We start from the raw sequence: 26,247 nt of genomic DNA on the forward strand, positions 1-26,247 counted from the left end.
CCGTATTAAAAACAAAAAGGGCTGAAGACCCGGCGATCGACGAAAACCGAGGGCGAATCGTTCTTTGATTGAAGAGGAACGATCCGCACCTGCAGCGATCCGTTTTCACCGGACTTTAAGCCCTTTTAATACGCCCGGCCAAAAACGACCGTGTGCTCGGCCTGTTCCCCGCAGACCAAACATTTTGATTTATGCTCCGCCGGCTCGAAAGGTATATTCCGGCTCGTAGCACCGGTTTCTTCCTTCACCTGCGCTTCGCAGGCTGCGGAACCGCACCAACCGGCAAGCAGGAAGCCGCGCTTTTCGTCAAGGAATTGCTTCATCTCGTCGAGCGAATCGACGGAGCCGAAGTGTTCGTCGCGGAACTGCTTCGCCCGCTCGAACATTTGCTGATGAATCTCCTCCAGCATCTTTTGGACTTCGGATACGAAATCAGCTTGAGCGACGACGCGTTTTTCCCCGCTGATTCGGGAAACAAGCACGACTTGTCCGTTTTCCATATCGCGCGGCCCGAGCTCGACGCGAACCGGTACGCCGCGCATCTCGTATTCGTTGAACTTCCATCCCGGGCTCTGATCGCGGTCGTCCACTTTGACGCGGATGCCGGCTTTTTTGAGCTGAAAGAACAGCTCGTCCGTTTTGGCCAGCACCTGCTCCCTCGTCTTCGGAGGGCCGATCGGGATGATCACCACTTGCGTCGGCGCCACCTTCGGCGGCAATGCGAGACCGCGGTCGTCGCCGTGCACCATGATGAGTGCGCCGATCAGGCGTGTGCTGACCCCCCAAGAGGTCGTATGGCAGTATTGATGCTGATTTTCGCGATCAAGATACTTGATATCGAACGCTACGGCGAAATTCGTTCCCAAATAATGCGACGTTCCCGCCTGCACCGCCTTACCGTCCTTCATCATCGCTTCGATCGAGTATGTATCGACGGCGCCGGCGAATTTTTCCGACGGCGTCTTTTGCCCCATGATGACCGGAATCGCTAAATAGTTCTCGGCAAAATCGCGGTAAATCTCCAGCATTTGCATCGTTTCGCGGCGCGCATCCGCCTCGTCCTCGTGCGCCGTGTGGCCTTCCTGCCACAAAAATTCGCTTGTCCGCAAAAACGGCTGGGTCCTCTTTTCCCAACGCACCACATTGGCCCACTGGTTGATAAGCACCGGCAAATCGCGGTACGAATTGATCCATTCGGAATACATATGACCGATCATCGTTTCCGATGTCGGGCGGATCGCCAGGCGCTCCTCAAGCTTCTCCCCGCCCGCCTCGGTTACCCAAGGCAGCTCGGGATTAAAGCCTTCCACATGCTCCTTCTCCTTCTGGAAGAAGCTCTCCGGAATAAACATCGGGAAATAGGCGTTGCGGTGTCCCGTCTCTTTAAATCTAGCATCCAATTCCTTTTGGATCAATTCCCAAATTTCGTAACCGTCCGGCTTGAACACGATACAGCCTCGAACCGGGGAGTAACTCATCAGGTCGGCTTTTTTGATCACATCGATATACCAGCGGGAAAAGTCTTCGCTCTGCGGCGTAATTTCCTTTACAAACTGCTTATCCTTTTCGCTTGCCATCCGCAACTACCCTTTCATCAACCGTAAAATATCGTTATACGTCACTGCAATCATCAGCAGCATCAGCATGGCGAATCCGACAAAATGCACCATGCTTTCGCGGCTCGGATCGACCGGCTTGCCCCGGATCGCCTCAAACCCGAGAAAAACGAGGCGGCTTCCGTCCAGCGCCGGAAACGGCAGCAGGTTAAAGAGGCCAAGGTAAAGGCTGAGCAGCCCGGCCCAAAAGATGTACTGAGCAAATCCGGCTTCCGCCTGCTCGCTCGTAAATTCGACGATCCGTACAGGCCCGCCGAGATCTTCCATCTTGAACTGCAACGTGGCCAGCTTGGCAAAGCTGTCCAGAATCGAAACCGTCGCGTTTACCATGTTAACTCCGCCGTAGCGCAGCCCTTCCATCGGACTTGCACTCCGGTAACCGTGCATCAAAACTACTCCGACGAGACCGCCGCCCTTGTCCTCCGGCGTGATGTCCTTGCGCAGTTGTTCCTGATTGCGTTCGATAACCCATACCATCGGCTTGTTCACCGATTGTTTGATTAAAGAAGTCAGCTTGGAGCTATCCGTTCCGATCGGCTCGTGGTTGACCGAAACGATGATATCCCCTGCCTGCAAGCCGGCTTTTTCCGCCGGTGACCCCGGGTTAACGCTGCTGACCTTTACGCTCGCGGGAATGCCCGTCATAAACACAACCGTAATAAACAGCACAAAGGCAAGCAAAAAGTTCATTACCGGCCCGGCCACGATCGACAAAGCGCGTTGGCCGACCGTTTTGCTGCCGAACTGCCTGTTCCACGGAGCAATCTGCGTCTCCCGTCCCTTGCTGATCATCATCGCCTGCGGATGCACAGGCAGGCGGCTGATTTCCTCATTAACGTTCAGTTTGATGAACAAATCTCTCTCCAGATCGATTTGTTCCACGGTGCCGATCAGAGCATCCGTAAGCCGGTCCAGCTGATCGACGTAAATATGCGTAATTTCCCTATTCATGAGACGAACTCCGATCGTCTGACCGGGATGAATCTGAATGATTTCCGGGTCCTCGCCCGCCATCCGTACAAATCCTCCGATCGGCAGCAGCCGCAGCGTATAACGCGTTTCTCCTTTTTTAAAGGAAAACAGCTTCGGCCCAAAACCGATCGCAAATTCGCGGACCAATATGCCGGCGCGTTTGGCGAAATAAAAGTGTCCCCATTCGTGAATCGATACCAGCACAAAAAACATCAGTACAATCTGAAAGGCGATTTGTATCGTCGACAAGCGGCAGGTCCTCCTTCAATTCGTAAGTATCCTCATGCTGCGAGCATGTTCTTAGATTAACATTATTTACGAATATAATACAAGCAAACCGTTGTTAAGAACTTATTACAAACCGGCGAAAAAGATGCTTGTATTAGAGGGATTTCCACGCCTCGGCGCGCTGCCTTGCCCACGCGTCCGCCTCAATAATTTCATCCAGCGACGGATTTGCCGTCGCCTGATGTGCGGCGAGGGTTTCATAAATGATTTCCTCGATTTGCAGAAAGCGGATTTCTCCTTGCAAAAAGCGGGCAACCGCCACTTCGTTGGCCGCGTTGAATACGGTCGTCGCCGTCCCGCCGCTGCGTCCGCTGTCAAACGCCATCTTCAAGCATGGAAAACGGCTGAAATCCATTTTGCGAAAATGCAGTTTGCCCAGTTCGGTCAAATCGAGCGGTTTTGTCGGCGTGTGCAGCCGATCCGGATATGTAAGCGCATATTGGATAGGCACCCTCATATCGGGGTTGCCAAGCTGCGCGATGATGCTGTGGTCGACGAACTCGACGAACGAATGGACGATGCTTTCCGGATGAATGATCACCTCGATATCGTCGTACGACGCGCCGAACAGCCAGTGCGCTTCAATGACTTCGAGGCCTTTGTTGACCATCGTGGCCGAATCGATCGTGATTTTGGCGCCCATCGACCAGTTGGGATGCTTCAATGCATCCTCCACCGTCACATGCGTAAGTTCGGCGCGCGTGCGGTCGCGGAACGAACCTCCGGATGCCGTTAACGTGATTTTCCGAATGCGCGATAAATCTTCGCCGTTCAAACATTGAAAAATCGCGGAGTGTTCGCTATCGATCGGCAGCAGCTTGACGCCGCGTTTTTGCGCGAGCTCTGTGACAAGATGCCCGGCGCTGACCAGCGTTTCCTTATTGGCGAGCCCGATCGCCTTGCCCGCCTCGATGGCGGCCAGCGTCGGACGGAGACCGAGGCTGCCCACGATAGCGGTTACGACATAATCCGCTTCGGTTCCCGCGGCGGCTTCGATCAGCCCTTCCTCCCCGTACAGCACCTCCGTGCCGGAAGGCAGCTGGCCTTTGATTTCAGCGGCAAGCTCCTTTGACGCCACCGATACTTTTTTCGGCCGAAACCGCTTCGCTTGCTCCACCAAAAGTGGAACGTTTTGTCCTCCGGCCAGCGCTTCAACCGCAAAACGCCCGGGATGATGCGAGATGACGTCGAGCGTCTGCGTGCCGATTGAACCGGTTGAGCCTAATATCGATACCCGTTTCATCGTTCACCTCGGACCTTTTTTATTGAGGAATCAGCGACAGCAGATGTACGGCCGGAAATACGATCAGCCAACTGTCCGTCCGATCCAGTATCCCGCCGTGCCCCGGTAAAATCGCTCCGGTATCCTTAATTCCTTTTACCCTTTTATAAGCCGATTGCATCAGATCCCCGAGTTGGCCGACAACGGAGATAACGCCCCCGAGAACGACCGCTTGTCCCATCGAAAGCAGCTGCGGCTTCGCATAAGCGAAAACGAGTGCCACAAGAACGGATAATACAATGCCGCCCAAAGCTCCCTCGATCGATTTTTTCGGGCTGATCGTCGGCCAAAGCGGATGTTTGCCAATCGCACTTCCCGTGAAATAGGCCCCGGAGTCGGTAGCCCAAATGCACAGAAATACGAGGAACGTCCAAAAAAGCCCGTCCGCCAGCATTCTCGTCGCAATCATATAGTGAAAGCCGAAGCCGACATACACGATGCCGATAAAATACATGGCAGCGTGATCGATCGTCACTTTGTTTTTCGACAGGACGGTTATCGCAAGTACAAGGAATAAAATCCACCAGGCAATGCCCGACATTACCTGTTCCGGATCGAGCCCCCAGGCGTTCCAGGGCACGACAAGAGCGATGACGCCCAACATTCCGATCCCGCCGGTAAGCCGGAACGAATGAAGGCCGTTCATTTTTATAAATTCTTGATAGCCGATCGCCGCCATCAGCATGATTAGCCCGGCAAACCAATAACTGCCCAGCACCAATAAGGCGATAAACAACGCTCCGGCCATAACGCCCGTTACGATACGCTGTTTCAATGCGATTCCTCCAAGTTTTATTGCCTATTGTCTTATAAACCGCCGTATCGCCGAGCCCGTCGCTGGTACTCTTTGATCGCTTCAAAAAAATGATTTTCGGTAAATTCCGGCCAAAATGCGTCGGTAAACCAAAGCTCGGAATAAGCGAGCTGCCATAACATGAAATTGCTGATTCTCAGCTCGCCGCTCGTGCGAATCATCAAATCCGGATCCGGCAAATCGGAGGTCAGCAGGTATCGGGAGAAAGCCTGATCATCCACATCGTTCATGGACAAACGTCCTTGCCCGATGTCTTCCATCATCTTTTTCATGCCGAGCAGCATTTCCTTTCGGCTGCCGTAATTTAATGCGAAATTCAAAATAAGTCCGGTATTGTTTCTCGTCAGCTCAATCGCGTCGCGAACGGCCTTGAGCGTGTATTCGGGCAAACCTTCCTCCCAGCCGGTCATGCGGATTTGCACGTTGTTTTGAATGAGCTCGTCGATTTCCTTCGGAAAAAATTCGAGCGGCAGCTTCATCAAATAATCGACTTCTTCCCGCGGCCGTTTCCAGTTTTCCGTCGAAAAAGCATACAAGGTCAGCACCTTGACCCCGATTTCGTTCGCCGCCATCGTAATTTTTTTGACGTTTTTCATCCCGGAGTGATGACCCGCTACGCGGGGCAGGCCCCGTTTCTGGGCCCAGCGGCCGTTGCCGTCCATAATGACGGCGACATGGTTTGGAATGTTATCAGTATCAAGCTCCGGAACCGTGTTCTCCAACGGTTCTTTGCTTCCAAACCATTTTTTCCATGGATTCATCGTGCTTGCCCCCAGTAAGGAAAGACTCAAAAACCTGAAAGACTAAAAACCCCCTTAAGCTCAAGGGGGACCTTATCGTTAAACTTCCATAATTTCCTTTTCTTTAGCCGCCAAAATTTTATCGACTTCCGCGACGAACTTGTCCGTAAATTTCTGCACGTCATCTTGATGACGCCGGGACTCGTCTTCCGAAATGCCGTTTTTCTCCAGCTTTTTGATCTCGTCGTTGGCGTCGCGGCGGATGTTGCGGATCGCCACTTTGGCCTCTTCACCGAACTTTTTCGTCATTTTGACGAGCTCGGCGCGGCGTTCTTCGGTCAGCGCCGGAATCGTAATCCGGATGGATGTGCCGTCATTCGACGGGGTCAGACCGAGGTCGGATTTCAAGATCGCCTTTTCGATCGCGGCTACCGACGATTTATCCCACGGCTGAATCATCAGCGTGCGGGAGTCCGGCGTGTTGATGTTGGCGAGCTGGTTGACCGGCGTCATTGCGCCGTAATATTCCACCTGCACCCGGTCGAGCAGCGCCGGGGTCGCGCGGCCGGCCCTCAGGCTCGCCAGCTCTTTTTTCAGCGCGTTCAAAGCTTTATCCATACGTTCTTCCGCATTTTTTTTGATCGATTGCGGCATGACGATACACTCCCCTTTTATGCTTTCACGATCGTTCCGATTTTTTCACCTTGCACCACACGTTTAATGTTCCCGTTTTCCGTAATCGAGAACACAATGAGCGGAATGTTGTTATCCATACAAAGCGACGAAGCGGTCGAGTCCATCACGCCCAAATTCCGGCTGAGCACTTCCATATAGGTAAGCGTTTCGAATTTTTCCGCCGATGCGTCCTTGAAAGGATCTGCCGAGTATACGCCGTCCACCTTGTTTTTCGCCATCAAAATGACTTCCGCTTCGATTTCCGCCGCGCGCAGAGCCGCAGTCGTATCCGTCGAGAAAAACGGATTGCCCGTACCCGCGGCAAAAATGACGACTCGCCCTTTCTCCAAGTGGCGAATCGCGCGCCGGCGAATGTACGGCTCGGCCACCTGCTGCATCGAGATCGAGGTCATCACCCGTGTCGGCACGTCGATGGCTTCGAGTGCATCCTGCAGAGCCAGAGCGTTCATGACAGTGGCGAGCATGCCCATGTAATCGGCCGTCGCCCGGTCCATTCCTTTCTTGCTGCCGGCGATGCCTCTCCAAATGTTGCCTCCGCCAACGACGACGGCCACTTCCACGTTCATATCAACGACTTGCTTCACCTGCTGAGCCGTCGTGGTAATCATCTCGGAATCGATACCGTAGCCAAGCTGCCCGGCGAGCGCTTCTCCGCTCAGTTTCAGTACGATGCGTTTATATATTGGACGTTCCACTCTGTCTACCTCCGTTTCGCCAAAAAAGACGCCTGCTCGTTCTTACACGCTTCTAAAAAAGAAGGAACACTCAGGTGTTCCCTCTTTTGGTCATCCTATTACAGGTTCACTTGCGACATAACTTCTTCCGCGAAGTTTTCTTGCTTCTTCTCAAGGCCTTCTCCGAGTTCGAAACGAACGAAGCGGCGAATTGAGATGTTTTCGCCGATTGTAGCGATTTTCTCGTTCAGCAGCGTTTGAATCGTTTTGTCCGGATCCTTGATGAACGATTGCTCAAGCAAGCAGTATTCTTCGTAGTATTTACCGATCCGGCCTTCCACCATTTTGTCAACGATGTGTGCCGGCTTGCCTTCGTTCAAAGCTTGAGCTTTCAAGATTTCGCGTTCTTTGTCAAGAGCTTCGGCCGGAACTTCCTCACGGCGAACATACAGCGGGCTCGCCGCGGCGATTTGCATCGCGATGTCTCTGACAAACTCCTTGAACTGGTCGGTCTTGGCCACGAAGTCGGTTTCGCAGTTAACTTCAACCAAAACGCCGATGCGGCCGGAGCCGTGGATATAAGATTCGACCAAACCTTCGGTGGCGATACGGCCGGACTTTTTAGCTGCCGCAGCAAGTCCTTTTTCACGCAAAATTTCGGAAGCTTTCGTGATGTCGCCGTTTGCTTCTTCTAACGCTTTTTTACAATCAAGCATACCTGCGCCGGTTTTTTCGCGCAGTTCTTTTACCGCTGCTGGGGAAATTGCCATGGTATGGACCTCCTGATATTTTGTGCTTTATTATATGTACTTTAAAAAAAGGGCGGTGACAGGTTTTTCACCTTCCGACCACCCTTTTCCTATTTATTAAGCCGTTGTTTGCTCGCCTTGATGAGCTTCGATCACGGCATCTGCGATTTTCGCTGTCAGCAGCTTAACGGCGCGAATTGCGTCGTCGTTGCCCGGAATGACATAATCGATTTCGTCCGGATCGCAGTTGGTGTCAACGATGCCGACGATCGGGATGCCGAGCTTGCGGGCTTCGGCAACAGCGATGCGCTCTTTGCGGGGATCGATGACGAACAGTGCGCTCGGAAGACCTTTCATGCCTTTGATGCCGCCGAGGAATTTCTCGAGGCGTTCTTTTTCTTTGCGAAGAATAATGACTTCTTTCTTAGGCAGCACTTCGAACGTGCCGTCCTCTTCCCACTTCTCCAAAGTACGGAGACGATCGATCCGCTTTTGAATCGTTGCGAAGTTAGTCAGCGTACCACCCAACCAGCGTTGGTTGATGTAGTACATGCCGCAGCGCTCAGCTTCTTCCTTAACGGAATCTTGCGCCTGCTTCTTTGTACCTACGAACAAAATCGTTCCGTTCTCTTCGGCAACCGATTTAACGAAGTTGTACGCTTCTTCGACCTTTTTCACTGTTTTTTGCAGGTCGATAATGTAAATACCGTTTCTTTCCGTGAAGATGTATCGATCCATTTTCGGGTTCCAACGACGGGTCTGATGACCGAAGTGTACCCCAGCTTCCAAAAGCTGTTTCATGGAGATAACTGCCATCCTCACACACCTCCTCAAATTTGGTTTTTTGTTTTCCGCCGCTGATCGCATCTTCGCAATAAAACTTCCCGTAACCGGAAAGCACCGTTATTGGAATTGATCGGCGTGTGTGGTTTAACACCGTCAATAACTATACCATAACTCACTTTTGTATGCAACAGCCGCCTCATTTAGAAGATGTTCGCAAAAAAATAACGGCGGATCCCTCTTAATCAAAGGAATCCGTCGCTATTTGGACGTCAAATTGGAGAGCACCTGAGCGATGTCCGTTTGCCCTTCGAATACGTGAATGCCGGCCTGGATTTTGCTGGTCAGCTTTTGTTTGCTTATTTCGTCCTCAAACGATTTGCGGTCGGTGATGACTCCGCTCTGATAAAGCATGTCCGCCACCTGGGTCGAATTGAAGCCGCTGGGCACGTAGATATAAATTTTTTGGGACGGTGGCGAAGCAGGAAGCTTCGCTTTTTCTTCCTCCACCCGCTTCTGGACGAGCGCATCGGCTTGGGACTGGTTATAGACCCGCTCCTCTTTCGGGAACACCTGATAATATTTGGCGGCAATTTCTTTAATTTGCTTCGCATCCAGCTGGTCGATGGCTGGGGTAACGGGAGCGATAGGCCCCTTTGGAGCGGCCTGCGTAACGGCGTTCATCATCTGAACGAGCATCGCCCCCAAAACCAATCCGCTGCCCAGTCCGTAAAGAAGCGTTTTGTTTTTAAGCACGCAAGCTCTCCTCCTGTTTGGCGAGCTGAATGATTAGGCTGATTTCCCCTTTATTCATCCCCAGCTTTTTGGCAATGTAATCGGCGGATTTGCCTTGGCGGTACAGCTGAAACAATTCGGCGTAGCGCTCTTGGATGTTCATCAGATTGGCCGGAGGCTCCGGCTCCTTCACGGTTGGCTTATCCTCGATATGCGGAACGGGGACGCCCTTGATCTCCGGCGAAGCCGGCTGAAACCGGTCAGCCGAAACGGAAGCGGATGCCGCGAGCCATTGCTTTTCGAGCTGGGCGTGAGCGATTTGCAGCTTTGCGATCTCCTGCGACATTCCGGCATTTTGCTTCTCCAGCCATTCGAGCCGGCCGGCGAGCTTGGCCAAATGCGATTCGTAATTTTGCTTCGTTTCGTTAAACAGCTGAATGACTGCCTGGTTTTGCTCATCCAGTTCGGCCGCGAAATGCTCCATCGTTTCCTCGATTTCTTTGACGCTTGCACTCTGCCGCGAGGAGGACGAAGCTGATTTCGGCAATATTTTCGCGTACACGACGAGCACGAGTCCAATCAGCACGATATACATCCATGGCTGGTCCAATGCAGTTCACCTTTTTCAACTTCAATTTTTACAGAGATAAGTCGATATAATGGCCTTTAAACGGATGTTTGCCGGTTTCCTTGTCCGCTGCTTGCCCATCTTTCCGTTTGCTGCCTTTGACGCCGGTTCTGCTCTTTCTCGCGGAATCGTGAGGCAGCCCTTCGTGTATCGTCGATCCTGATGTTTCGCTCAGCTTGGCGCTGACCTGCCGTTCTTTTTCGGTTTGCTTCACAGCTTGATCCGCCAAAGCGGCTTGGTCGTGCACCGGTTTATGAGACAGCTGGTTTTGCATCTGCCCGACCTCGTCATTTTTATGAAGCACAAACTGCATTTCAATGGACTTTAGGCTCATACGCTCACCCCTTGCCGGGTTAAGTCCCCGTTTGGTTATCCCATCGGAAGCGTGGCAATTTCCCCTTCGACCAGTTTGTAAACGACGCGCTGAGCCGCATCTTTTACAAACTTGGTGTAACGTCCGATCACAATTTTGGCGCCGCCGTAGATCATGCCGCTCACTTCCACTTTTGCCAACTCGGTGTCTTCCAACGTCTTCTCGATTTCCAGCACGCGTTCCCGCGCCGCCGTCTGTTCCTCGAACGCCTGCTTCTTCGTATGGTTCAGCTTGATTCTCATCGATATTTTATCCGGGCCAAGCTGCCCGCCGGCAGCCAATTGATCCAGCAAGGAAAGCGCTTTTTCGGTTTTTTCCAAGTTTTCGTTCAGCGCTTTAAGCTGGAGACGCAGCTGCTGCAGCTCGTTTCTGAGCTCCGGCAGCACGCCGACTTCGATGACGGTAGCCGTTGACATCGAATTGCCGATAGTCCGTGAAACGACGCGTTCGCCGGCCTGCACGACGCCGCCGACGATGAGTCCTTTCGTGCCGCGGCAAATGACATTTTTGCCGGCACGGATATGAGAATGCATAATGCTCTGCGATACGACAATCTCATCGCCGGCCTCAACGGTGGCATCCTGAATAAAGGAGCTTTTCACGTTTTTGCCGGCTTTGATGAGCCCTTTGTTTTGCCCCAGGATGCCGGCGCTGATTTCGATGGAGCCGCCCGCTTCCAGCTCTGCCGCTTCCACGCCTCCCGTAATGCGGATGTCTCCGCCCGCCTTGATTTTAAACCCGGGAAGAACGCTGCCGCGGATGACGACATTGCCGACAAAGTCGATGTTTCCGATCGCGTAGTCGACATCGCCGTTCACCTCGTAAATTGGAAACACGTTGACCTTATCCCGTTCCGTTTTGGTCACGATCCCGTCGATCGCCGCATACATGTTCGTTTGTTCGTTGTCCACGACAACGTTTTTGCCGATTTTGAACCGGGCTTCCTTGCCCGCTTTCGGGAACATCACTTCCCCGGTTACCGCCCGCCCTTGTATTCCTTCCGTGGCGGGAATCCGCTGTGCGATCAATTGGCCCTTCAGCACGTTATTGATGGTGGAAACTTCTTTGAAATCCACTTTGCCGTCTTCCAGCTCAAGCGGCTTTCGGTTGTCATTTTCAAGATCGTATAAATGTTTGATGTAGCCGTTTTGGCCGTCAATCGGAGGGTCTCCTTTGGCCACAACCACCTGCATAAAACAAAATGCCTTCGGATCGTTCGCTATTTGCTGCAGCTTATCGTAATCGATACCGTGTATAACTCGGCTGGCTTTCAGCAAATCCTCCAACTGGTCTGCCGTAACCTTCACATCATCGTCCGGATGGTTAAAGGTCAAATAAGCGGTCAACTTATCGTCCGATGTCGATATCGAAATATAATAATGCAGTGGCAACGCGTTATCGCTCACCTTGAGGCCACCTTCCCTTTGGGCTCATGTATCTTGAAACAATTGAACCTTCATTCTTCCAAGGGAACCTCTCAAACGCAAAATCGCTTTGGAATGAAGCTGGGATATTCTCGATGGCGATAAATTCATCACTTCGGCAATTTCACTTAAAGAAAGCTCCTCGTAATAAAACAGCGAAACAACCGTTCGCTCTTTTTCCGTCAAACGATCGATCGCCTTGGCCAACGTCTCCTTCAGAAAAAATTCGTTGACTTTATATTCGGGGTTTTTCGCCTTTTCATCGACCAATAATGAAAGTCTTGTTTCCGACTCCTCATCTTTGATCGGGTCGTCGATCGAGCAGATCGTCGTCACCGCGATATCCTGCACCATCTGCTGAAACTCGTTCTCGCTCACTTGAAGGTACGCGCTGATTTCCGCATCGGTGACGGAACGCAAATATTGCTGCTCCAGCTTTTGATAGGCGTCTTCGATTTTTTTCGCCTTCTCCCTTACCGAGCGCGGAACCCAGTCTCCTTGACGAAGCCCGTCGATAATCGCGCCGCGTATCCGCCACGAGGCATAAGTCTCGAACTGAAGTCCCCGCTCGTAGTCGAACTTTTCGATCGCATCGATTAATCCCATTATACCATAACTGGTCAAATCATCCCTGGAAACATTTTTCGGCAGCCCGATAGCGAGCCGGCCGGATACGTAATCCACAAGAGGCAGATAGTTTTCAATCAACGCTTGTTTGGCTTCAAGCAAGCCGTGCTCCTTCCATTGCCGCCAAACGTCTATGTTAGCTAAATGCGATTTATTCGAAATCATGACTGAAATCACCATCCTTACTCTTCAGACATTTGACGTAAGGCCTTAGCCAAATCCTCTGGTTCCAGGTCTACATTTTTCTTAAGTTTGGGAGGGCTCAGCGGAGAAAATCCCGGGTCCTCCTCCTGCTCCGGCTTGGGCGAAAGATTGTCCTTCAGCATTTGATGAATCGAATCTTGTTCCTCCGGGGTTACAACATCCAAATTAACGCCTTTGCCGGCTTCGTCCGGGACACCTTCCCCGGATTCGTCTCCCGATTGGAATTTATTTAAACCAACGACGGTACCAAGCACCCAGCGGAATAAAAATACAAGCACGAATACCGTCACAAAGCCGTACAAGCTTCGGAGCAGCGTCGTCGTCCAAATATTGCTGGAGAAGGAGAACAAAAACGTGCATATGAATGTAATAAAAGCTATTACTAGATTTAACCGAATCGATCCTATCATCTTCTACAATTCCTTTACCCCTTGTTGTACGCTGCGTATGACCAGAATGCCGGTTTCACAATCAAATTCTATCGTTCTTCCGTAATTTGCGCCCGTATCTTCTGCAATAAGAGGAATAGAATAAGCCTTCAGCTGATCTTTGCACGATTCGACGTTTCTCGGTCCGATTCTCATGGTGTCGTTGTTTCCGGCAAAGGCGAACATTTGTGCTCCCCCTGCCATTTTGGCCTCCATCCGTGACTTGACGGCACCGAGCCCCACCATGCGGCGGATCAGTTCGGGAATCGCGGTATCGGCATATTTGGCGATATTCAGCGTTCCCTCCCTTGCGATGTCGGAGCTCGGCAGCATAACATGAGCCATTCCCGCCACTTTTGCCCTCGCGTCGTAAAGCGTTAAGCCTACACATGATCCGAGTCCTGTCGTTTTAAGCACACCGGTCATGTGTGCGACATTGAGGTCGGCCATTCCCACTTTGATGAGATTGTCTTGAATCATGGAGTGTGTACTCCCAAGGCTATAAATATTTTCTCAAACGACTCCGGATCCGGAATCAGGAAAAAGTGTCCTTCCACCGCGTCGTTGCCCTCGAGAAATTTCGTGTCGATCAGCAATGCCTGATCCCCCATTTGACCGAATTGGAGCAATCCATAGCTGAGAATGGCGCCGGCCATGTCGATAGCGAGGGACGGCACCGTGGGAGACATGTTCAAATTTGTAAAATCCGCTAGCGATGTTAGGTAGGAGCCGGCCAAAATATTGCCGATTTCGCTTAGCGCCGAAAGTTCCATTTCCGAGTAATTTTCCTCATCGACTACATCGAGCCCGACCAGATTTTTCAATAATCGTTTGGCGGAATCCTGGGTAAGGATAAAAAACAGGTTGCCCGGAGTTTCCCCTACAACACGCAGAAAAATCGCTATGACGATCTGCTCGCTTCCCCCGACGCTATCGGCAATCTCTTCGAATGGGACCATCCTCACCTTGGGAACGAGCATGTCCACCGGTTTGTCCAGCAGCTTGGACAAGGCCGTTGCAGCATGCCCGGCTCCGATGTTTCCGACTTCCTTCAGGACGTCCATTTGAAATTCGGCAAATTGATTAAACGGCTCCACGTCTCTACTCCTCTAAATGTTCTAATTGGATGATTTCGCTTTTGTTCAGTACCTCTGACAAATTGAGCAGAATGAGCAGACGATCGTCCGCAATCTTCGCAATGCCGCGCAAATATTTGGCCTTGATGCCGCCGACGATCTCCGGCGGATTTTCGATCGCGTCGGAATCGACATCGATGACGTCATTGGCCGAATCGACGATCATACCGACCTCGATATCCCCTACCGCAACGATAATAATACGCGTATTATCCGTGTACTCGGCTTCGGCAAACCCGAACCGTCCGCGCAAATCGATCACGGGAACGACGACACCGCGCAGATTGATAACCCCTTTGATAAACTCCGGCGTTTTCGGCACGCGGGTCATCGGCATCATTCTTTCGATCGTGCGTACTTTCTCCACCTCAATCCCATATTCCTCATGAGCCAGAGCAAATACGATGACTTTTAATTCTTCTCCCATGGTCGGACCTCCTAAGAGCTTTTTTGCGCCAGCAAAAAAGCTGGCTTCGTGTATTACTTAATCAAAGCGTTCGTATCGACAATCAGCGCCACTTGCCCGTCTCCTAAAATCGTCGCGCCGGAAATGGCAAACAAGTTCGTCAAATATTTGCCCAGCGACTTCAAAACAATTTCCTGCTGGCCGATGAACTCGTCGACGGTCAGTGCGGCAAGCTTTTCCCCCTTGCGGATCACCACCATCTGCATTTCCGCGGACGATTCGCGGGCTTCCGCCGATTGCGGAACGTCGAACACTTGTGCCGTATCGACAAGCGGAATCACGCTGCTGCGGAAATTGACCATCTTGTTGCCGTGCACTTGACGGATTTGATCTTGCTTGACCGCCGCCGTCTCCACAATGGAGGAAAGCGGGATCGCATATTTCTCGGGTCCGAGCCGCACGAGCATCGCCGAGATGATCGATAAGGTCAGCGGCAGCTGCACGGAAAACTTCGTGCCGCGCCCCAACTGGGATTGTACGTGCACGCGGCCGCCCAAGCTTTCGATTTTCGTTTTCACGACATCGAGCCCTACTCCCCGGCCGGAAATATCGGAAATTTTATCGGCCGTGCTGAAGCCGGATGCAAACAGCAGCTGGTACACTTCTTCATCCGCTAGTTTCGGAGCCTGATCCTGAGTAACAACGCCGTTTTTCACCGCCGTTTTCAATACCTTCTCGCGGTTGATGCCCCGTCCGTCGTCCTCAATCTCAATGAAAACGTGGTTCCCGCTATGGAAGGCACGCAGCCATACGGAACCGGTTTCCGGTTTGCCGGCGGCAATGCGGTCAGCCGGCGGCTCTACGCCGTGATCCACGGAGTTGCGCAGCAAATGGACGAGCGGATCGCCGATTTCATCGACGACCGTCCGGTCAAGCTCCGTATCGGCGCCGGTGATGACCAAATCTATTTTTTTGTCGAGCGTCTTGGCGACGTCGCGAACCATTCTCGGGAAACGGTTGAATACCGTATCGACCGGAACCATCCGCAGCTTCATGACGATGCTCTGCAGGTCGCTGCTTACGCGCGTCATATGCTCGACCGTTTCTATCAAATCGTTTCGGCGAATCTCGCTTGCGAGCTGTTCCAGCCGAACTCTGTCGATGAGCAGTTCACTGAACAAGTTCATCAGCGCATCGAGACGCTCAATATCGACGCGGATCGTGCGGTTTGCCACAGGCGCTCCTTGACCTGCGGCTTTTGCCGGAGCCGCGTCTTTTTTGGCGGCGGCCGGTTCGGAGGTTGCCGGAGCAGCTGCCGATGCGGCGGCAGTTTCTGCGGCAGCGGGAGCCTGCGCTTTTTGCATGTCGGCCAAATATTGCTCCGTGATCGGAACGACTTTGACCGTTTCAATCTCCGAAACGCTGCCGATTTGCTTTTCGAGATCGGCTTGATTCAGTTGGGAGATGTAGTAAACGGAAAATGATTTCTCAAATTTTTCCTGTTCGATGTCTTCGACAGGCGGAGTCGCTTTAATCACTTCGCCGTTCCGTTCCAGCACGTCAAACACCATGTACGCTCGAGCCGCCTTTAAGACGCAATCGTCGCGCACCGCCACGTCCACGTGAAATACCATGTGCCCGCCTTCGATGGACTGGCTGATGACCGAAATTTGAAATTCGTCCAGATCCGCCGTTTTCCCGGCCGCAGCTTGGGCCGCAGGCGCAGCGGCCGCTGCGCCGCCCTTTGCATAATCGCCGGTCACGATCGATTTCAGAGCGGCTACAATGTCCCGCACATCGGCTTTACCCGTACCGCCCTGAATGATGTCATCAACCATGGATTCCAGCGAGTCCAAGCTTTTGAACAAGCAATCGAAAATAAACGGGTTCATCTCCGTCTTATGATTCCGCACCAGATCTAGCACGTTTTCCATCTCGTGGGTAAGCGAAGCGAGATCCTCGAAGCCCATCGTAGCCGACATTCCTTTTAACGTGTGGGCCGAACGGAAAATGTTTTGGACGATAGAAATATCCTGCGGACTGCTTTCCAAGCTGAGCAGGTTTTCGTTCATCGCTTGAAGATGGTCTCTGGATTCGTCGATAAACATCGAAAGGTATTGATTCAATTCCAAAACGTACACCTCCATAATTATGCAAATATGTATGCCCGAGAGCTGCGGACGGCGGCTCTCCCCTAACTTAGTTCATAACCGCCTTGACCAGACGAGGTGCGATACCTTGCTGAGGCAGTATGTCGGTCACGCAGCCCAGCTCTACTGCGGCGCGGGGCATCCCGTACACCACGCAGGTTTCTTCGGACTCGGCAATCGTCGTTACGGCCCCTGCCCGTTTTAACGCCTCCATCCCCTTCGCTCCGTCGCTGCCCATGCCGGTCATCAGTACAATGTGACGCTGCAGCTCTTTTAGAGGAAGCAAAGATTCGAACAGCATGTCGACGGACGGGCGATGGCCCGATCTCGGCTCGTCCTTAGTAAGACGGATCTTGTAGCCCTTACCATGCTCGCGGACAACGACCATATGCATGCCGCCGGGAGCTACGTAAGCCCACCCGCTTCTTAAAGGCAGCCCATCTTCCGCTTCCATTACATGAATCGGGGAGATCGAATCAAGCCTCTGTGACAACGATTTTGTAAAATTGGGAGGCATATGCTGGACGACCACGATCGGTGCCGGAAAATTTGCCGGTATTTGTGAGAGCACCTGATGAAGCGCGCGCGGTCCTCCGGTCGATGTTCCGATCGCAACGAGGTGTGAAAACGTTGCGGCCGCACCCGCTTCCGCTTTTTTAAATATCGGGGCGGCGGCCGCCGCATGCGTCGCGATCGGAGCGGACATTTTCCTCGCATTCGTTTTCACGGCCATTCTCAGCTTCTCAAGGAGCGAATCGCGAACCTTGTAAATATCCAGCGAAACCGATCCGGAAGGTTTAGTGATAAAATCGACGGCCCCCCATTCCAGAGCGCGAATCGTTTCCACTGCACCTTCCTGAGTCAAGCTGCTCAGCATGATGACCGGCGTCGGATGGTTCGCCATGATGCTGCGAAGCGCTTCCAGCCCGTTCATCTCCGGCATTTCCACATCCATGGTGATCACATGCGGATTCAGCAGCTTCGTTTTCTCGACCGCTTCTTTGCCGTTTTTGGCCGTATCGACCACGCGAAATTCAGGATCTTGCGAGATCAGATCGGAAATCATTTTGCGCATAAACACGGAATCGTCCACGACTAGAACATTATATTGTGACATTGGCTCAACTCCTTTGCGGTGTCGTACCCACAGATCTGATCGGGTCAGATCGGACTGACCGTCAAATTTTGGTGTTATTGCTTCAAAAGTCGCATCATCTTGTTTATAAACCCTTTAACGGCTCCCGTATTCGGTTCCGACACCTGCTGCTTGGCAATAAATGTATCGACGAGCTCTTGAATCCCTTTGGCGGCCGGCGAGTTCGGAAAGGCTATCGTAAAAGGAACTTGCTTTTTTACCGCTTTGGAGACGCTGCTGTCATCCTCGACGAAGCCGAGTGTAGGTATATCCAGCTGCAGAAATTGCTTGGCCACCAGGCTGATTTTATCTGCCGTTTGCTTGCCTTCCTTGTAATCGGCCACCCGATTGACGACAAGCTTGAAATTCACTTTATAGTCCATCGAATTGACCATCTTGATGATTGCATAAGCGTCCGTAATGGAGGTTGGTTCCGGCGTCGTGACGACGATCGCTTCCTCTGCGGCCAAAATGAATTTCAGCGTTTCCTTGGACAAACCCGCTCCGGTATCGAATATGATAAAATCGACATGACCGTTTAACTGGTTTACCTGATCCGCAAAGTAATTGATGTCATCTTCACTGAGCCGGATCAGATCGTTAAAGCCTGAGCCGCCGGCAATAAACAACAGGTCGTTGTAGCCGGTTTGCACGATTTCCCAAATCGTCTTTTCTTTTTTCAGCAAATGGTACAAATTGTATTTAGGGGATATCCCCATCAGCACATCAATGTTGGCAAGACCGATATCGGCATCAAAGACGAGCACCTTATAACCTCTGGCTTGCAGCGTCAGGGCAAAGTTAAGCGTAAAGTTCGACTTGCCCACACCGCCTTTCCCGCTTGTTACCGTGATGATTCTGGTTGTCTTGGCAGGTGTTTCACCCAGCGATTGAACGAGGTTCCGCAGACCTTGTGCCTGATCATTCATTGCTGTGTTCCTCCAATAGCTGATCAATGATTTGCATTTCGTCCACTTCGATGATGTCATCCGGCACGCTTTGCCCATTGGTCACATAGGAAAGCTGCAAACCGAAATCTTTCACAATATTTACAATAGCCCCGTAAGAGTCCGTTTCGTCCATTTTGGTGAACAAGACTTTGTCGAGTTTAAACTTCGAGAAATTGCCCGCTATGGCTTTCATGTCCTTGTATTTCGTCGTCAAGCTGAGCGCAAGAAACGTTTCGCTGGCCCCTTTGCTCTGCAGGAGGGCGTTGAGCTCGGATACATACATTTCATTGCGAAAATTGCGACCGGCCGTGTCCATGAAAATGATGTCCCGATCCTCAAGCTGCTTGAACGCTTTGGTCAAATCCTGCGGAGAAAATACGACCTCCAGCGGAACGTTCAAAATCGTCGCATACGTCCTAAGTTGGTCCACGGCGGCAATCCGATAGGTGTCCGAAGTAATAAACCCGACTTTACGTTGATATTTGAGCACCTGCTCTGCGGCCAGCTTGGCGATTGTCGTCGTTTTTCCTACACCGGTAGGACCGACGAAATGGGCCACCTTCGTTTCCGGAGCGATATGTTTGCTTCGGCTGGACTTTAACAGGTCCATGAGCTGGCGACGGACGGAGTCAACTGCAAACGTCTCCGTGATTTCCGCTCCGCCCTGCTCCTCGGCTTCCGCTTGCACCCGCTCGATCAATTGCTGCACGATCATCGGTTCCACTTCTTGCGCAAGAAGTCTTTCCTCCAGAGTCTGCAAGGCCGGGGGCAGCTTGGACACCACTTTTTGCTGATGAGACAGCTTGAACATCATTTCCTTCATTTGCTTGATTTCTTCGAGCAGAGCATCCTCCCGGGGCATGCCCGCGGACACGGCCGGCGCAGGAGATGACGTTATGGGAGCGGCGGCAAGCGTCTCCGGCGGAGCCTGCTTGGGAGCAGCTTGTACGAACGTTTCGTGTTTATCCTCTCCGGTCTTGGGCAGATCTTCGTCAAGCAATGCAACCTGAGCTGAAGCCGGAGCCGTTTGCGATTTTTTCATCGCCGCCGCATACGGATTCATCCCTTGCGGTATGGCCGGCCTGGGCGCAGCGCTCGCTTTGGATGAGGCCGTCGAAGCGGAGGCTCCTCCCGTGGGCGATGACACGGAACTGTCCGTAGCGGCAATCACTTCAATCTTTTTCTTTGCGAAAAAACCGAGAAATCCCCCCGAGCGCACTTCTTTCGTATTTAAAATAACCGCGTCTTTTCCGAGATCCGTTCTGATTTTCTGGAGCGCATCCGGCATTGAATCAACTACGTAGCGCTTTACCCTCATAAGTTGACAACCCCCATGCTTTGAATTTCAACGCTCGGCTCAAGTTCGCTGTAGGACAGAACCGGAATTTCCTGCATCGTCCTCTCCAGCAATTGGCGCAGGTACATGCGAATGGTCGGGGATGTAAGAACGATCGGCTGTTGACCGGATTGAAGCAGCTTGTTTACTTGCTCGCTCAACCGCTGGTATATGATCTGCGATGAAGTCGGATCCAGCGCAAGATAACTTCCCTGATCGCTTTGCTGCACCGATTCCGCAATTTTTTTCTCGAGCTGCGGACCGATTGTGATCACTTTGAGCGTATCGCCCGCCGCCGCAAACTGCTGGGTGATTTGCCTCGATAAAGCTTGTCTGACATACTCAGTCAAAATTTCCGGATCCTTCGTGTAGGAACCGTAATCGGCCAAAGTTTCCAGTATGGTGACCAGATCGCGGACCGATATTTTTTCCTTGAGCAGCTTCGCAAGCACTTTTTGCACATCTCCGATGGATAACACGCTCGGGATAAGATCGTCGACAAGTGCCGGGTAATTTTCCTTGACGTTTTCCACGAGCGCTTTCGTTTCCTGGCGTCCGATCAGCTCGTGTGCGTGTTTCTTGATCACTTCGGTCAAATGGGTGGCGACGACCGAAGGCGGGTCGACGACCGTATACCCGGAAAGTTCCGCTCTTTCCTTCGTATTTTCGTCTATCCACAGGGCCGGAAGTCCGAAGGCCGGTTCTGTGGTCTCTATCCCGGTTACGGAATCGTCATCTATCCCCGGACTCATTGCCAAGTAGTGATTAAGTAATAATTCACCGCGAGCGACCATATTTCCTTTAATTTTGATAACATATTCGTTCGGTTTTAGTTGAATATTGTCGCGAATCCGTATGACCGGAACGACGATTCCCAGTTCGAGAGCGCACTGTCTCCGGATCAGGATAATTCGGTCGAGTAAATCGCCGCCTTGCTGCGTATCGGCGAGCGGAATGAGCCCATAGCCGAATTCGAATTCGATTGGATCCACCTGAAGCAGCCCGATGACGCTTTCCGGGCTTCGCACTTCCTCGATTTGCTGCTCTTCTTCCATCTGCTCCACCTCCACCTGCTTGCGGGCCTGCGTTTGCTGCATTTTATGAGCGGCAAACCCGAGAAGCACGGCGATCGGAATCGCAATATACCAGTGGATCGGAGTAAAGATGCCGAGTACGGCAATCGTCCCTGCGACGATGTACAGCAGCTTCGGATAAGATAAAATTTGCGAAGTCAAGTCTTGAGCCAAATTGCCGTCCGACGTTGCGCGGGTAACGATAAGTCCTGCAGCCGTCGAAATAAGCAGCGCCGGGATTTGGCTGACAAGACCGTCGCCGATCGTCAGAATCGAATATATTTGTCCGGCTTCGGAAATCGACATGCCTTTCATCGACATGCCGATAATGAGGCCGCCCAACAGGTTTATTATCAGGATAATAATGCCGGCAATGGCATCCCCTTTTACGAATTTGCTCGCACCGTCCATGGCGCCGTAAAAATCCGCTTCCTTGGAAATTCTTTCCCTGCGCTCCTTGGCCTGCTGCTCGTTAATCATCCCTGCATTCAGGTCGGCATCGATACTCATTTGCTTGCCGGGCATCGCATCGAGCGTAAAACGTGCGGCCACCTCGGCAACGCGCTCAGAACCTTTGGTTATAACGATAAACTGCACCAGAACCAAAATGATAAATACGACAAAGCCCACAATAATATTTCCCTGGGCGACGAAAGAACCAAAGGTTCTGACCACACTGCCCGCTTCGGCGTGAGCCAGTATGTTTCTTGTTGTCGATACGTTGAGCGCCAAGCGAAATAAAGTTGTGATTAACAACAGGGAAGGAAAAATTGAAAACTGAAGCGCATCCTGCGTATTCATCCCGACGAGAATGATCAGCAAAGCGACTGAGATGTTGATGATGAGCAGGACATCCAGCAACCAGATGGGCAGCGGCAATACCATCATCAATACGATGCCGATAATGCCGATCAATACAACAAGATCTTTCGCTCTCATTGCAGATGTCCTCCTTTCCAGAATAAATTAAGCCGTTAATTGGCTTTGCCTTTGATTTTGTATACGTATGCCAGCACCTCGGCGACCGCTTGAAACAAATCGGCGGGTATCGATTCCCCGATTTCCACCTGTGCATACAGCGCCCGTGCCAGCGGTTTATTTTCCATGATAATAATGCCTTCTTGCTCGGCAAGCTCGCGAATTTTCAGCGCTACGTAGTCGGTCCCTTTGGCGATCACGGTCGGCGCTTGCATTTGCTTAGCGTCATATTGCAAAGCCACGGCAAAGTGCGTCGGGTTTGTGATGACCACATCCGCTTTCGGCACCTCCTGCATCATCCGCTGCATGGCCATTTTTCTTTGTCGCTCGCGGATCTTGCCCTTGATCAGCGGATCGCCTTCCGATTTCTTAAATTCATCCTTAATGTCCTGCTTCGACATGCGCAAGCTTTTTTCGTATTCGAACTTTTGATAGATCAGGTCGAAGACCGACATTATAATCAAAATCAATCCGATTTTTACACCTAAATTCAAGGTGAGCGACGCCGTAAACGTAAATATGTTCTCGAGCGGTATACGCGCGAGGTCCATCAGGCTCGATTTTTCTTTCCACAATGTCGTAAACACAACCACACCGATGATGGTCAATTTGAATACCGACTTCAATAATTCAATGGTGGTCCGGATCGAAAAAAATTTTTTCGCCCCTTCGATCGGATTCAGCTTTTCAAACTTCGGAATAAGCGGATCTGTCGTCATCAGGAAACCGAATTGCAAATAGTTTCCGAGCACTGCAATTACGACGGTCAGTATAAAAATCGGGGCCAGAATTATAAGCGTCTGCATTGTCAGCTGATAAAACAAAACTTCCGTATTGCCCGCGGTAATATCCCAATTCAAATAATCGTTGAATATCGATCTGAACATATGAACGATTTGCTGCTTCATATATCCGCCAAACATATAAAAACCTAAAAAAGAAAAAAACAGAATAAATGCGGCCGGCAGCTCCATGCTTTTCGCAACCTGGCCCTTTTGCCTGGCATCCTGCCTCTTCTTGGGAGTCGCGGGTTCCGTTTTTTCACCAGCAAATAACTGAAGATCCACCTGCAAAGCAAACCGCTGCACCTCGCGCTCCTCCTCTCCAAGTTATCTGGGTGTGGTCGCCGAGTTTCCGAGAACATTCGTCAATTTTTGCAGCGAGTCGAACATGGAGGCAAACAAATCCTGAAATATCAGGAGAAAACCCGGAAATAACAGGATGAGCAAAACAAATCCGATAAAAATTTTGAGCGGCATCCCTAACGCAAAGATGTTAAACTGCGGCGCCACCCTGGCCAAAAAACCAAGTCCTACATCCGTCAAGAAAAAAGCGACGATCAGCGGAGCCGCCATCTGCAGGCTCAGAGCGAACACCATAGCAAACGTCCGCAGCATAAACTCGGAAATTTGCCCGCCGTACACCTTCGCAAACGTCTCGTTATTCAGCGGAACCCACTGATAGCTTTCCATAATCGCTTTGAGCAAAAAATGGTGGCCGTTTAACGATAAAAACAGCAGCATGGCGATCATGTACTTGAAGTTGCCGAGCATCGGACTCGAAGCTCCGGTCATGGGATCGATGACGTTCGCAATGCCGAATCCCATCTGAATGTCGATAAAGGAACCGGCGATTTGTACTGCGGTAAAAAACATATAGGCAATAAATCCCAAGATGATGCCGATCAGCAGTTCTCTTACGATCGAAAGCCAGTAGAGCGAGTCGAAGGTCACGCTGCTCGAAAATCCCACCATGCTGAAGGTGATAAACGTGATAAAACATATGAACCCGATTTTAAAGGGTGCCGGCACGTTTCGCGAAGAAAACACCGGCGCCACGACAAAGAACGATGAAATCCGACAAAAAACGAGCAGAAGTCCGGGAAAATATTGAGTGATAAACTCCATAACGTCAACCTATGAACTTGTACAAATTGTTTAACAGATTAAACGTAAACTCTACAAGCGTAGTCAAGATCCACGGTCCGAATATAAGAATGGACAACAGCACGACTACGATTTTAGGAACGAAGGCCAAGGTTTGCTCTTGAATTTGCGTAGTCGCCTGGAAAATACTTATGACCAGTCCGACCACCAAAGCAAGAACAAGCATTGGGGCGCTTGCCTTCAGCGTGGTATACACCGCTTCGCCGGCCAGACGAATAATAAACTCCGAGCTCACATCTTATTCCTCCTACCGCATCGTCATGAGTTGTAGCTGAGCAGCAGCGACTTGACGACGAGATACCAGCCGTCAACCAGTATGAACAGCAAAATTTTAAAAGGCAGCGAAATCATGACGGGCGGCAGCATCATCATGCCCATCGCCATCAGCGTACTAGCCACCACCATGTCGATGACAAGAAAAGGGATAAAAATCATGAAGCCCATTTGGAACGCCGTCTTCAGCTCACTGATCGCATAAGCCGGGATCAAAGCCGTTATCGGCGTATCTTCCACTCCGCTTGGCGGGTCAGCCTTTGTATAATCCAAAAACAACTTCAGGTCCTTTTGCCGGGTATGCTCGAACATAAATTGCTTGATCGGCAGCGCAGCTCTTTCGAGTGCGGTCGTTTGGTTGATTTGCCCGTTTAAATAAGGCTGCAGCGCATTTTGGTTAATCTCGCCCAAAGTCGGAGCCATAATGAAGAAGGTCAAAAACAAAGCCAATCCGACAAGTACCTGGTTTGGCGGCATCTGCTGCGTCCCAAGCGAAGTTCTGACGAAGCCCAAAACGATGACGATGCGCGTAAAGCTGGTCATAAGTACGAGTATGCCCGGAGCAATGCTCAGTACAGTGATCAGCAAAAGAATGGAGACCGTGCTCGAAGCGCCCGTTGCGGAATCGGCATTGCCAATATTGACACTGACGCCCGGAATAGGGTCGGCCGCAAACGCAGATTGGCTCCACAGCGAAAAAACAATGAAAAGCAGCAGGGTAACTTTGAGTGCGGTATTTATTTTCATTACTTATCATTCAACCGATCTGCTTTTTGTTCATCCATTAATTGTTCGACCATCTTTTTGCGATTGGTTACGTTTTGCATTTTGCTCATAAATACTTGCTGAAATGACGAATTCACTTCTTCCAAATCTTCCTCTTGCTTCCGGCCTCTCCATTTGTTCAGCCAGGTTGCGAATACATCCAAGCTTTGTCCCGTGTTCGCCGGGCTGGACAGCATCTCTTTGATAAACTCCACCTCGTCCTGATCATCGATCTTTTCGAGGAGCTGAATGTTGTCTCCCACTCCTACGACATAAAGGGATTTCCCAAGCTCGATGACCTGAATCGATTTATTCGTACCGAGCGGTACCCCGCCTAAGGAACGGAACGATCGGCCGAAGCCAAAAAATTTATTTTTTTGCGATAAAAACTTAATAATTAAGAAAAATAATCCGATAATAACGATAAGAAAAAAAATAACTTGAACGATCATCTTAAACGTATCGAAGGAGCTAACCCCAGGATACAAATCCGGGGCCCCGCTGTTTACGGATCCGGTTGTTCCCGGGTTAGCTTCGGCGAAACACTTCGAGCTCAAACCATTTAAGTAGATGATCCATCCGGCAGACCAACAACTGATTTTGGCAACGAGTCTTTTCAATTGTTACATCCCTTTCGAAAATTTGCAGACTCATTCCTTTGCGCCGGCCATTATCCCAACGTCTTTTTAATAGCCTCGATAACGCGATCTGCCTGGAACGGCTTCACAATGAAGTCTTTTGCCCCCGCTTGAATCGCATCGATAACCATTGCCTGCTGTCCCATAGCGGAACACATGATCACTTTGGCGTTAGGGTCAATTTTCTTGATTTCCTTAAGTGCGTTGATGCCATCCATTTCCGGCATCGTAATATCCATCGTTATCAGGTCGGGGCGCAGCTCCTTGAATTTTTCAATAGCCTGGGCGCCGTCGTTTGCTTCCCCAACTACTTCGTAGCCGTTTTTCGTAAGGATATCACGGATCATCATTCTCATAAACGCTGCATCGTCCACAATTAAAATTCGGTTAGCCATCTGTATACAGTCCTCCTGGAATATAGTTGATAG

At 51.2% G+C, this 26,247-nt stretch carries 29 protein-coding genes; all 29 read right to left on the minus strand.

Translation table 11 applies throughout. The features are described 5' to 3' along the window. Positions 1-125 precede the first annotated feature (125 nt). On the minus strand, positions 126-1,577 hold the full coding sequence (proS, locus tag MYS68_RS13480) for a proline--tRNA ligase (RefSeq protein WP_248926335.1): 1,452 nt from the start codon (positions 1,575-1,577) through the stop codon (positions 126-128). A 6-nt stretch (positions 1,578-1,583) separates the two neighbouring features. Next, positions 1,584-2,837, minus strand: coding sequence for an RIP metalloprotease RseP (gene rseP, locus MYS68_RS13485; protein WP_248926336.1), 1,254 nt, complete (start codon positions 2,835-2,837; stop codon positions 1,584-1,586). 133 nt (positions 2,838-2,970) lie between these two features. After that, a complete protein-coding gene (locus MYS68_RS13490; protein WP_248926337.1) occupies positions 2,971-4,119 on the minus strand; it encodes a 1-deoxy-D-xylulose-5-phosphate reductoisomerase in 1,149 nt (382 codons plus the stop codon). Between the two features lie 19 nt (positions 4,120-4,138). Beyond that, complete coding sequence (locus MYS68_RS13495; protein ID WP_248926338.1) at positions 4,139-4,933, minus strand: phosphatidate cytidylyltransferase; 795 nt, start codon at positions 4,931-4,933, stop codon at positions 4,139-4,141. Between the two features lie 32 nt (positions 4,934-4,965). Then, positions 4,966-5,733 (minus strand): isoprenyl transferase, encoded by a 768-nt coding sequence (locus MYS68_RS13500; RefSeq protein ID WP_248926339.1) that lies wholly within the window; start codon positions 5,731-5,733, stop codon positions 4,966-4,968. Positions 5,734-5,811: 78 nt separating this feature from the next. Further along, positions 5,812-6,366 carry a ribosome recycling factor gene (frr, locus tag MYS68_RS13505; protein WP_248926340.1) on the minus strand — a complete coding sequence of 185 codons (555 nt, stop codon included), beginning with the start codon at positions 6,364-6,366 and terminating at the stop codon, positions 5,812-5,814. A 17-nt stretch (positions 6,367-6,383) separates the two neighbouring features. Further along, positions 6,384-7,103 carry a UMP kinase gene (gene pyrH, locus MYS68_RS13510; RefSeq protein WP_248926341.1) on the minus strand — a complete coding sequence of 240 codons (720 nt, stop codon included), beginning with the start codon at positions 7,101-7,103 and terminating at the stop codon, positions 6,384-6,386. Between the two features lie 98 nt (positions 7,104-7,201). Next, complete coding sequence (tsf, locus tag MYS68_RS13515) at positions 7,202-7,852, minus strand: translation elongation factor Ts (RefSeq protein ID WP_248926342.1); 651 nt, start codon at positions 7,850-7,852, stop codon at positions 7,202-7,204. Positions 7,853-7,948: 96 nt separating this feature from the next. Beyond that, positions 7,949-8,647 carry a 30S ribosomal protein S2 gene (gene rpsB / locus MYS68_RS13520; RefSeq protein WP_248926343.1) on the minus strand — a complete coding sequence of 233 codons (699 nt, stop codon included), beginning with the start codon at positions 8,645-8,647 and terminating at the stop codon, positions 7,949-7,951. 228 nt (positions 8,648-8,875) lie between these two features. Next, on the minus strand, positions 8,876-9,370 hold the full coding sequence (locus MYS68_RS13525; RefSeq protein ID WP_248926344.1) for an MltG/YceG/YrrL family protein: 495 nt from the start codon (positions 9,368-9,370) through the stop codon (positions 8,876-8,878). After that, a complete protein-coding gene (locus MYS68_RS13530) occupies positions 9,363-9,959 on the minus strand; it encodes a DUF6115 domain-containing protein (RefSeq protein ID WP_248926345.1) in 597 nt (198 codons plus the stop codon). Before MYS68_RS13530 ends, MYS68_RS13525 begins: the two co-directional genes overlap by 8 nt. A 28-nt stretch (positions 9,960-9,987) precedes the next feature. Continuing rightward, entirely contained in the window at positions 9,988-10,311 is a 324-nt protein-coding gene (locus MYS68_RS13535) for a hypothetical protein (protein WP_248926346.1), read from the minus strand. 35 nt (positions 10,312-10,346) lie between these two features. Next, positions 10,347-11,756 (minus strand): DUF342 domain-containing protein, encoded by a 1,410-nt coding sequence (locus tag MYS68_RS13540; protein WP_248926347.1) that lies wholly within the window; start codon positions 11,754-11,756, stop codon positions 10,347-10,349. A 24-nt stretch (positions 11,757-11,780) separates the two neighbouring features. Further along, the gene (locus MYS68_RS13545; RefSeq protein ID WP_248926348.1) at positions 11,781-12,566 is read right to left on the minus strand and encodes a FliA/WhiG family RNA polymerase sigma factor; all 786 of its coding nucleotides are present in this window, start codon (positions 12,564-12,566) and stop codon (positions 11,781-11,783) included. Positions 12,567-12,583: 17 nt separating this feature from the next. Continuing rightward, entirely contained in the window at positions 12,584-13,015 is a 432-nt protein-coding gene (locus tag MYS68_RS13550; RefSeq protein ID WP_248926349.1) for a hypothetical protein, read from the minus strand. Positions 13,016-13,018: 3 nt separating this feature from the next. Beyond that, a complete protein-coding gene (locus tag MYS68_RS13555) occupies positions 13,019-13,513 on the minus strand; it encodes a chemotaxis protein CheD (RefSeq protein ID WP_248926350.1) in 495 nt (164 codons plus the stop codon). Continuing rightward, the gene (locus MYS68_RS13560) at positions 13,510-14,097 is read right to left on the minus strand and encodes a chemotaxis protein CheC (protein WP_275983855.1); all 588 of its coding nucleotides are present in this window, start codon (positions 14,095-14,097) and stop codon (positions 13,510-13,512) included. Before MYS68_RS13560 ends, MYS68_RS13555 begins: the two co-directional genes overlap by 4 nt. Positions 14,098-14,134: 37 nt before the next feature. Next, positions 14,135-14,596 carry a chemotaxis protein CheW gene (locus MYS68_RS13565; RefSeq protein ID WP_248926352.1) on the minus strand — a complete coding sequence of 154 codons (462 nt, stop codon included), beginning with the start codon at positions 14,594-14,596 and terminating at the stop codon, positions 14,135-14,137. 53 nt (positions 14,597-14,649) lie between these two features. Next, complete coding sequence (locus MYS68_RS13570; protein WP_248926353.1) at positions 14,650-16,707, minus strand: chemotaxis protein CheA; 2,058 nt, start codon at positions 16,705-16,707, stop codon at positions 14,650-14,652. Positions 16,708-16,774: 67 nt separating this feature from the next. Beyond that, a complete protein-coding gene (locus MYS68_RS13575; RefSeq protein ID WP_248926354.1) occupies positions 16,775-17,842 on the minus strand; it encodes a protein-glutamate methylesterase/protein-glutamine glutaminase in 1,068 nt (355 codons plus the stop codon). 74 nt (positions 17,843-17,916) lie between these two features. Further along, entirely contained in the window at positions 17,917-18,789 is an 873-nt protein-coding gene (locus MYS68_RS13580; protein ID WP_248926355.1) for a MinD/ParA family protein, read from the minus strand. Further along, positions 18,782-20,128 (minus strand): flagellar biosynthesis GTPase FlhF, encoded by a 1,347-nt coding sequence (gene flhF, locus MYS68_RS13585; RefSeq protein ID WP_248926356.1) that lies wholly within the window; start codon positions 20,126-20,128, stop codon positions 18,782-18,784. Before flhF ends, MYS68_RS13580 begins: the two co-directional genes overlap by 8 nt. Continuing rightward, positions 20,125-22,158 carry a flagellar biosynthesis protein FlhA gene (gene flhA, locus MYS68_RS13590; protein WP_248926357.1) on the minus strand — a complete coding sequence of 678 codons (2,034 nt, stop codon included), beginning with the start codon at positions 22,156-22,158 and terminating at the stop codon, positions 20,125-20,127. Before flhA ends, flhF begins: the two co-directional genes overlap by 4 nt. A 35-nt stretch (positions 22,159-22,193) precedes the next feature. Beyond that, on the minus strand, positions 22,194-23,285 hold the full coding sequence (flhB, locus tag MYS68_RS13595) for a flagellar biosynthesis protein FlhB (protein ID WP_248926358.1): 1,092 nt from the start codon (positions 23,283-23,285) through the stop codon (positions 22,194-22,196). A gap of 21 nt (positions 23,286-23,306) precedes the next feature. Then, complete coding sequence (fliR, locus tag MYS68_RS13600) at positions 23,307-24,104, minus strand: flagellar biosynthetic protein FliR (RefSeq protein ID WP_248926359.1); 798 nt, start codon at positions 24,102-24,104, stop codon at positions 23,307-23,309. A 4-nt stretch (positions 24,105-24,108) separates the two neighbouring features. After that, positions 24,109-24,378 (minus strand): flagellar biosynthesis protein FliQ, encoded by a 270-nt coding sequence (gene fliQ, locus MYS68_RS13605; RefSeq protein ID WP_248926360.1) that lies wholly within the window; start codon positions 24,376-24,378, stop codon positions 24,109-24,111. A 23-nt stretch (positions 24,379-24,401) separates the two neighbouring features. Then, positions 24,402-25,157: a flagellar type III secretion system pore protein FliP gene (fliP, locus tag MYS68_RS13610; RefSeq protein ID WP_420852218.1), complete on the minus strand. Its 756-nt coding sequence runs from the start codon at positions 25,155-25,157 to the stop codon at positions 24,402-24,404. A gap of 5 nt (positions 25,158-25,162) precedes the next feature. After that, positions 25,163-25,801: a flagellar biosynthetic protein FliO gene (locus tag MYS68_RS13615; protein WP_248926362.1), complete on the minus strand. Its 639-nt coding sequence runs from the start codon at positions 25,799-25,801 to the stop codon at positions 25,163-25,165. Between the two features lie 50 nt (positions 25,802-25,851). Next, entirely contained in the window at positions 25,852-26,214 is a 363-nt protein-coding gene (locus MYS68_RS13620) for a response regulator (RefSeq protein WP_248926363.1), read from the minus strand. Positions 26,215-26,247 lie beyond the last annotated feature (33 nt).

This window comes from Paenibacillus hamazuiensis (assembly GCF_023276405.1).
Classification (GTDB): Bacteria; Bacillota; Bacilli; order Paenibacillales; family NBRC-103111; genus Paenibacillus_AF; species Paenibacillus_AF hamazuiensis.

Bases quoted from the DNA above. Each gene is read 5' to 3' on its own strand.
- frr (WP_248926340.1), bottom strand. From the start codon at position 6,366: ATGCCGCAATCGATCAAAAAAAATGCGGAAGAACGTATGGATAAAGCT.
- MYS68_RS13575 (WP_248926354.1), bottom strand. From the start codon at position 17,842: ATGTCACAATATAATGTTCTAGTCGTGGACGATTCCGTGTTTATGCGC.
- MYS68_RS13550 (WP_248926349.1), bottom strand. From the start codon at position 13,015: ATGATAGGATCGATTCGGTTAAATCTAGTAATAGCTTTTATTACATTC.
- MYS68_RS13565 (WP_248926352.1), bottom strand. From the start codon at position 14,596: ATGGGAGAAGAATTAAAAGTCATCGTATTTGCTCTGGCTCATGAGGAA.
- MYS68_RS13535 (WP_248926346.1), bottom strand. From the start codon at position 10,311: ATGAGCCTAAAGTCCATTGAAATGCAGTTTGTGCTTCATAAAAATGAC.
- MYS68_RS13560 (WP_275983855.1), bottom strand. From the start codon at position 14,097: ATGGACGTCCTGAAGGAAGTCGGAAACATCGGAGCCGGGCATGCTGCA.
- MYS68_RS13500 (WP_248926339.1), bottom strand. From the start codon at position 5,733: ATGAATCCATGGAAAAAATGGTTTGGAAGCAAAGAACCGTTGGAGAAC.
- MYS68_RS13545 (WP_248926348.1), bottom strand. From the start codon at position 12,566: ATGATTTCGAATAAATCGCATTTAGCTAACATAGACGTTTGGCGGCAA.
- proS (WP_248926335.1), bottom strand. From the start codon at position 1,577: ATGGCAAGCGAAAAGGATAAGCAGTTTGTAAAGGAAATTACGCCGCAG.
- flhA (WP_248926357.1), bottom strand. From the start codon at position 22,158: ATGAGAGCGAAAGATCTTGTTGTATTGATCGGCATTATCGGCATCGTA.
- fliR (WP_248926359.1), bottom strand. From the start codon at position 24,104: ATGGAGTTTATCACTCAATATTTTCCCGGACTTCTGCTCGTTTTTTGT.
- tsf (WP_248926342.1), bottom strand. From the start codon at position 7,852: ATGGCAATTTCCCCAGCAGCGGTAAAAGAACTGCGCGAAAAAACCGGC.
- MYS68_RS13555 (WP_248926350.1), bottom strand. From the start codon at position 13,513: ATGATTCAAGACAATCTCATCAAAGTGGGAATGGCCGACCTCAATGTC.
- rpsB (WP_248926343.1), bottom strand. From the start codon at position 8,647: ATGGCAGTTATCTCCATGAAACAGCTTTTGGAAGCTGGGGTACACTTC.
- MYS68_RS13580 (WP_248926355.1), bottom strand. From the start codon at position 18,789: ATGAATGATCAGGCACAAGGTCTGCGGAACCTCGTTCAATCGCTGGGT.
- MYS68_RS13490 (WP_248926337.1), bottom strand. From the start codon at position 4,119: ATGAAACGGGTATCGATATTAGGCTCAACCGGTTCAATCGGCACGCAG.
- flhF (WP_248926356.1), bottom strand. From the start codon at position 20,128: ATGAGGGTAAAGCGCTACGTAGTTGATTCAATGCCGGATGCGCTCCAG.
- MYS68_RS13620 (WP_248926363.1), bottom strand. From the start codon at position 26,214: ATGGCTAACCGAATTTTAATTGTGGACGATGCAGCGTTTATGAGAATG.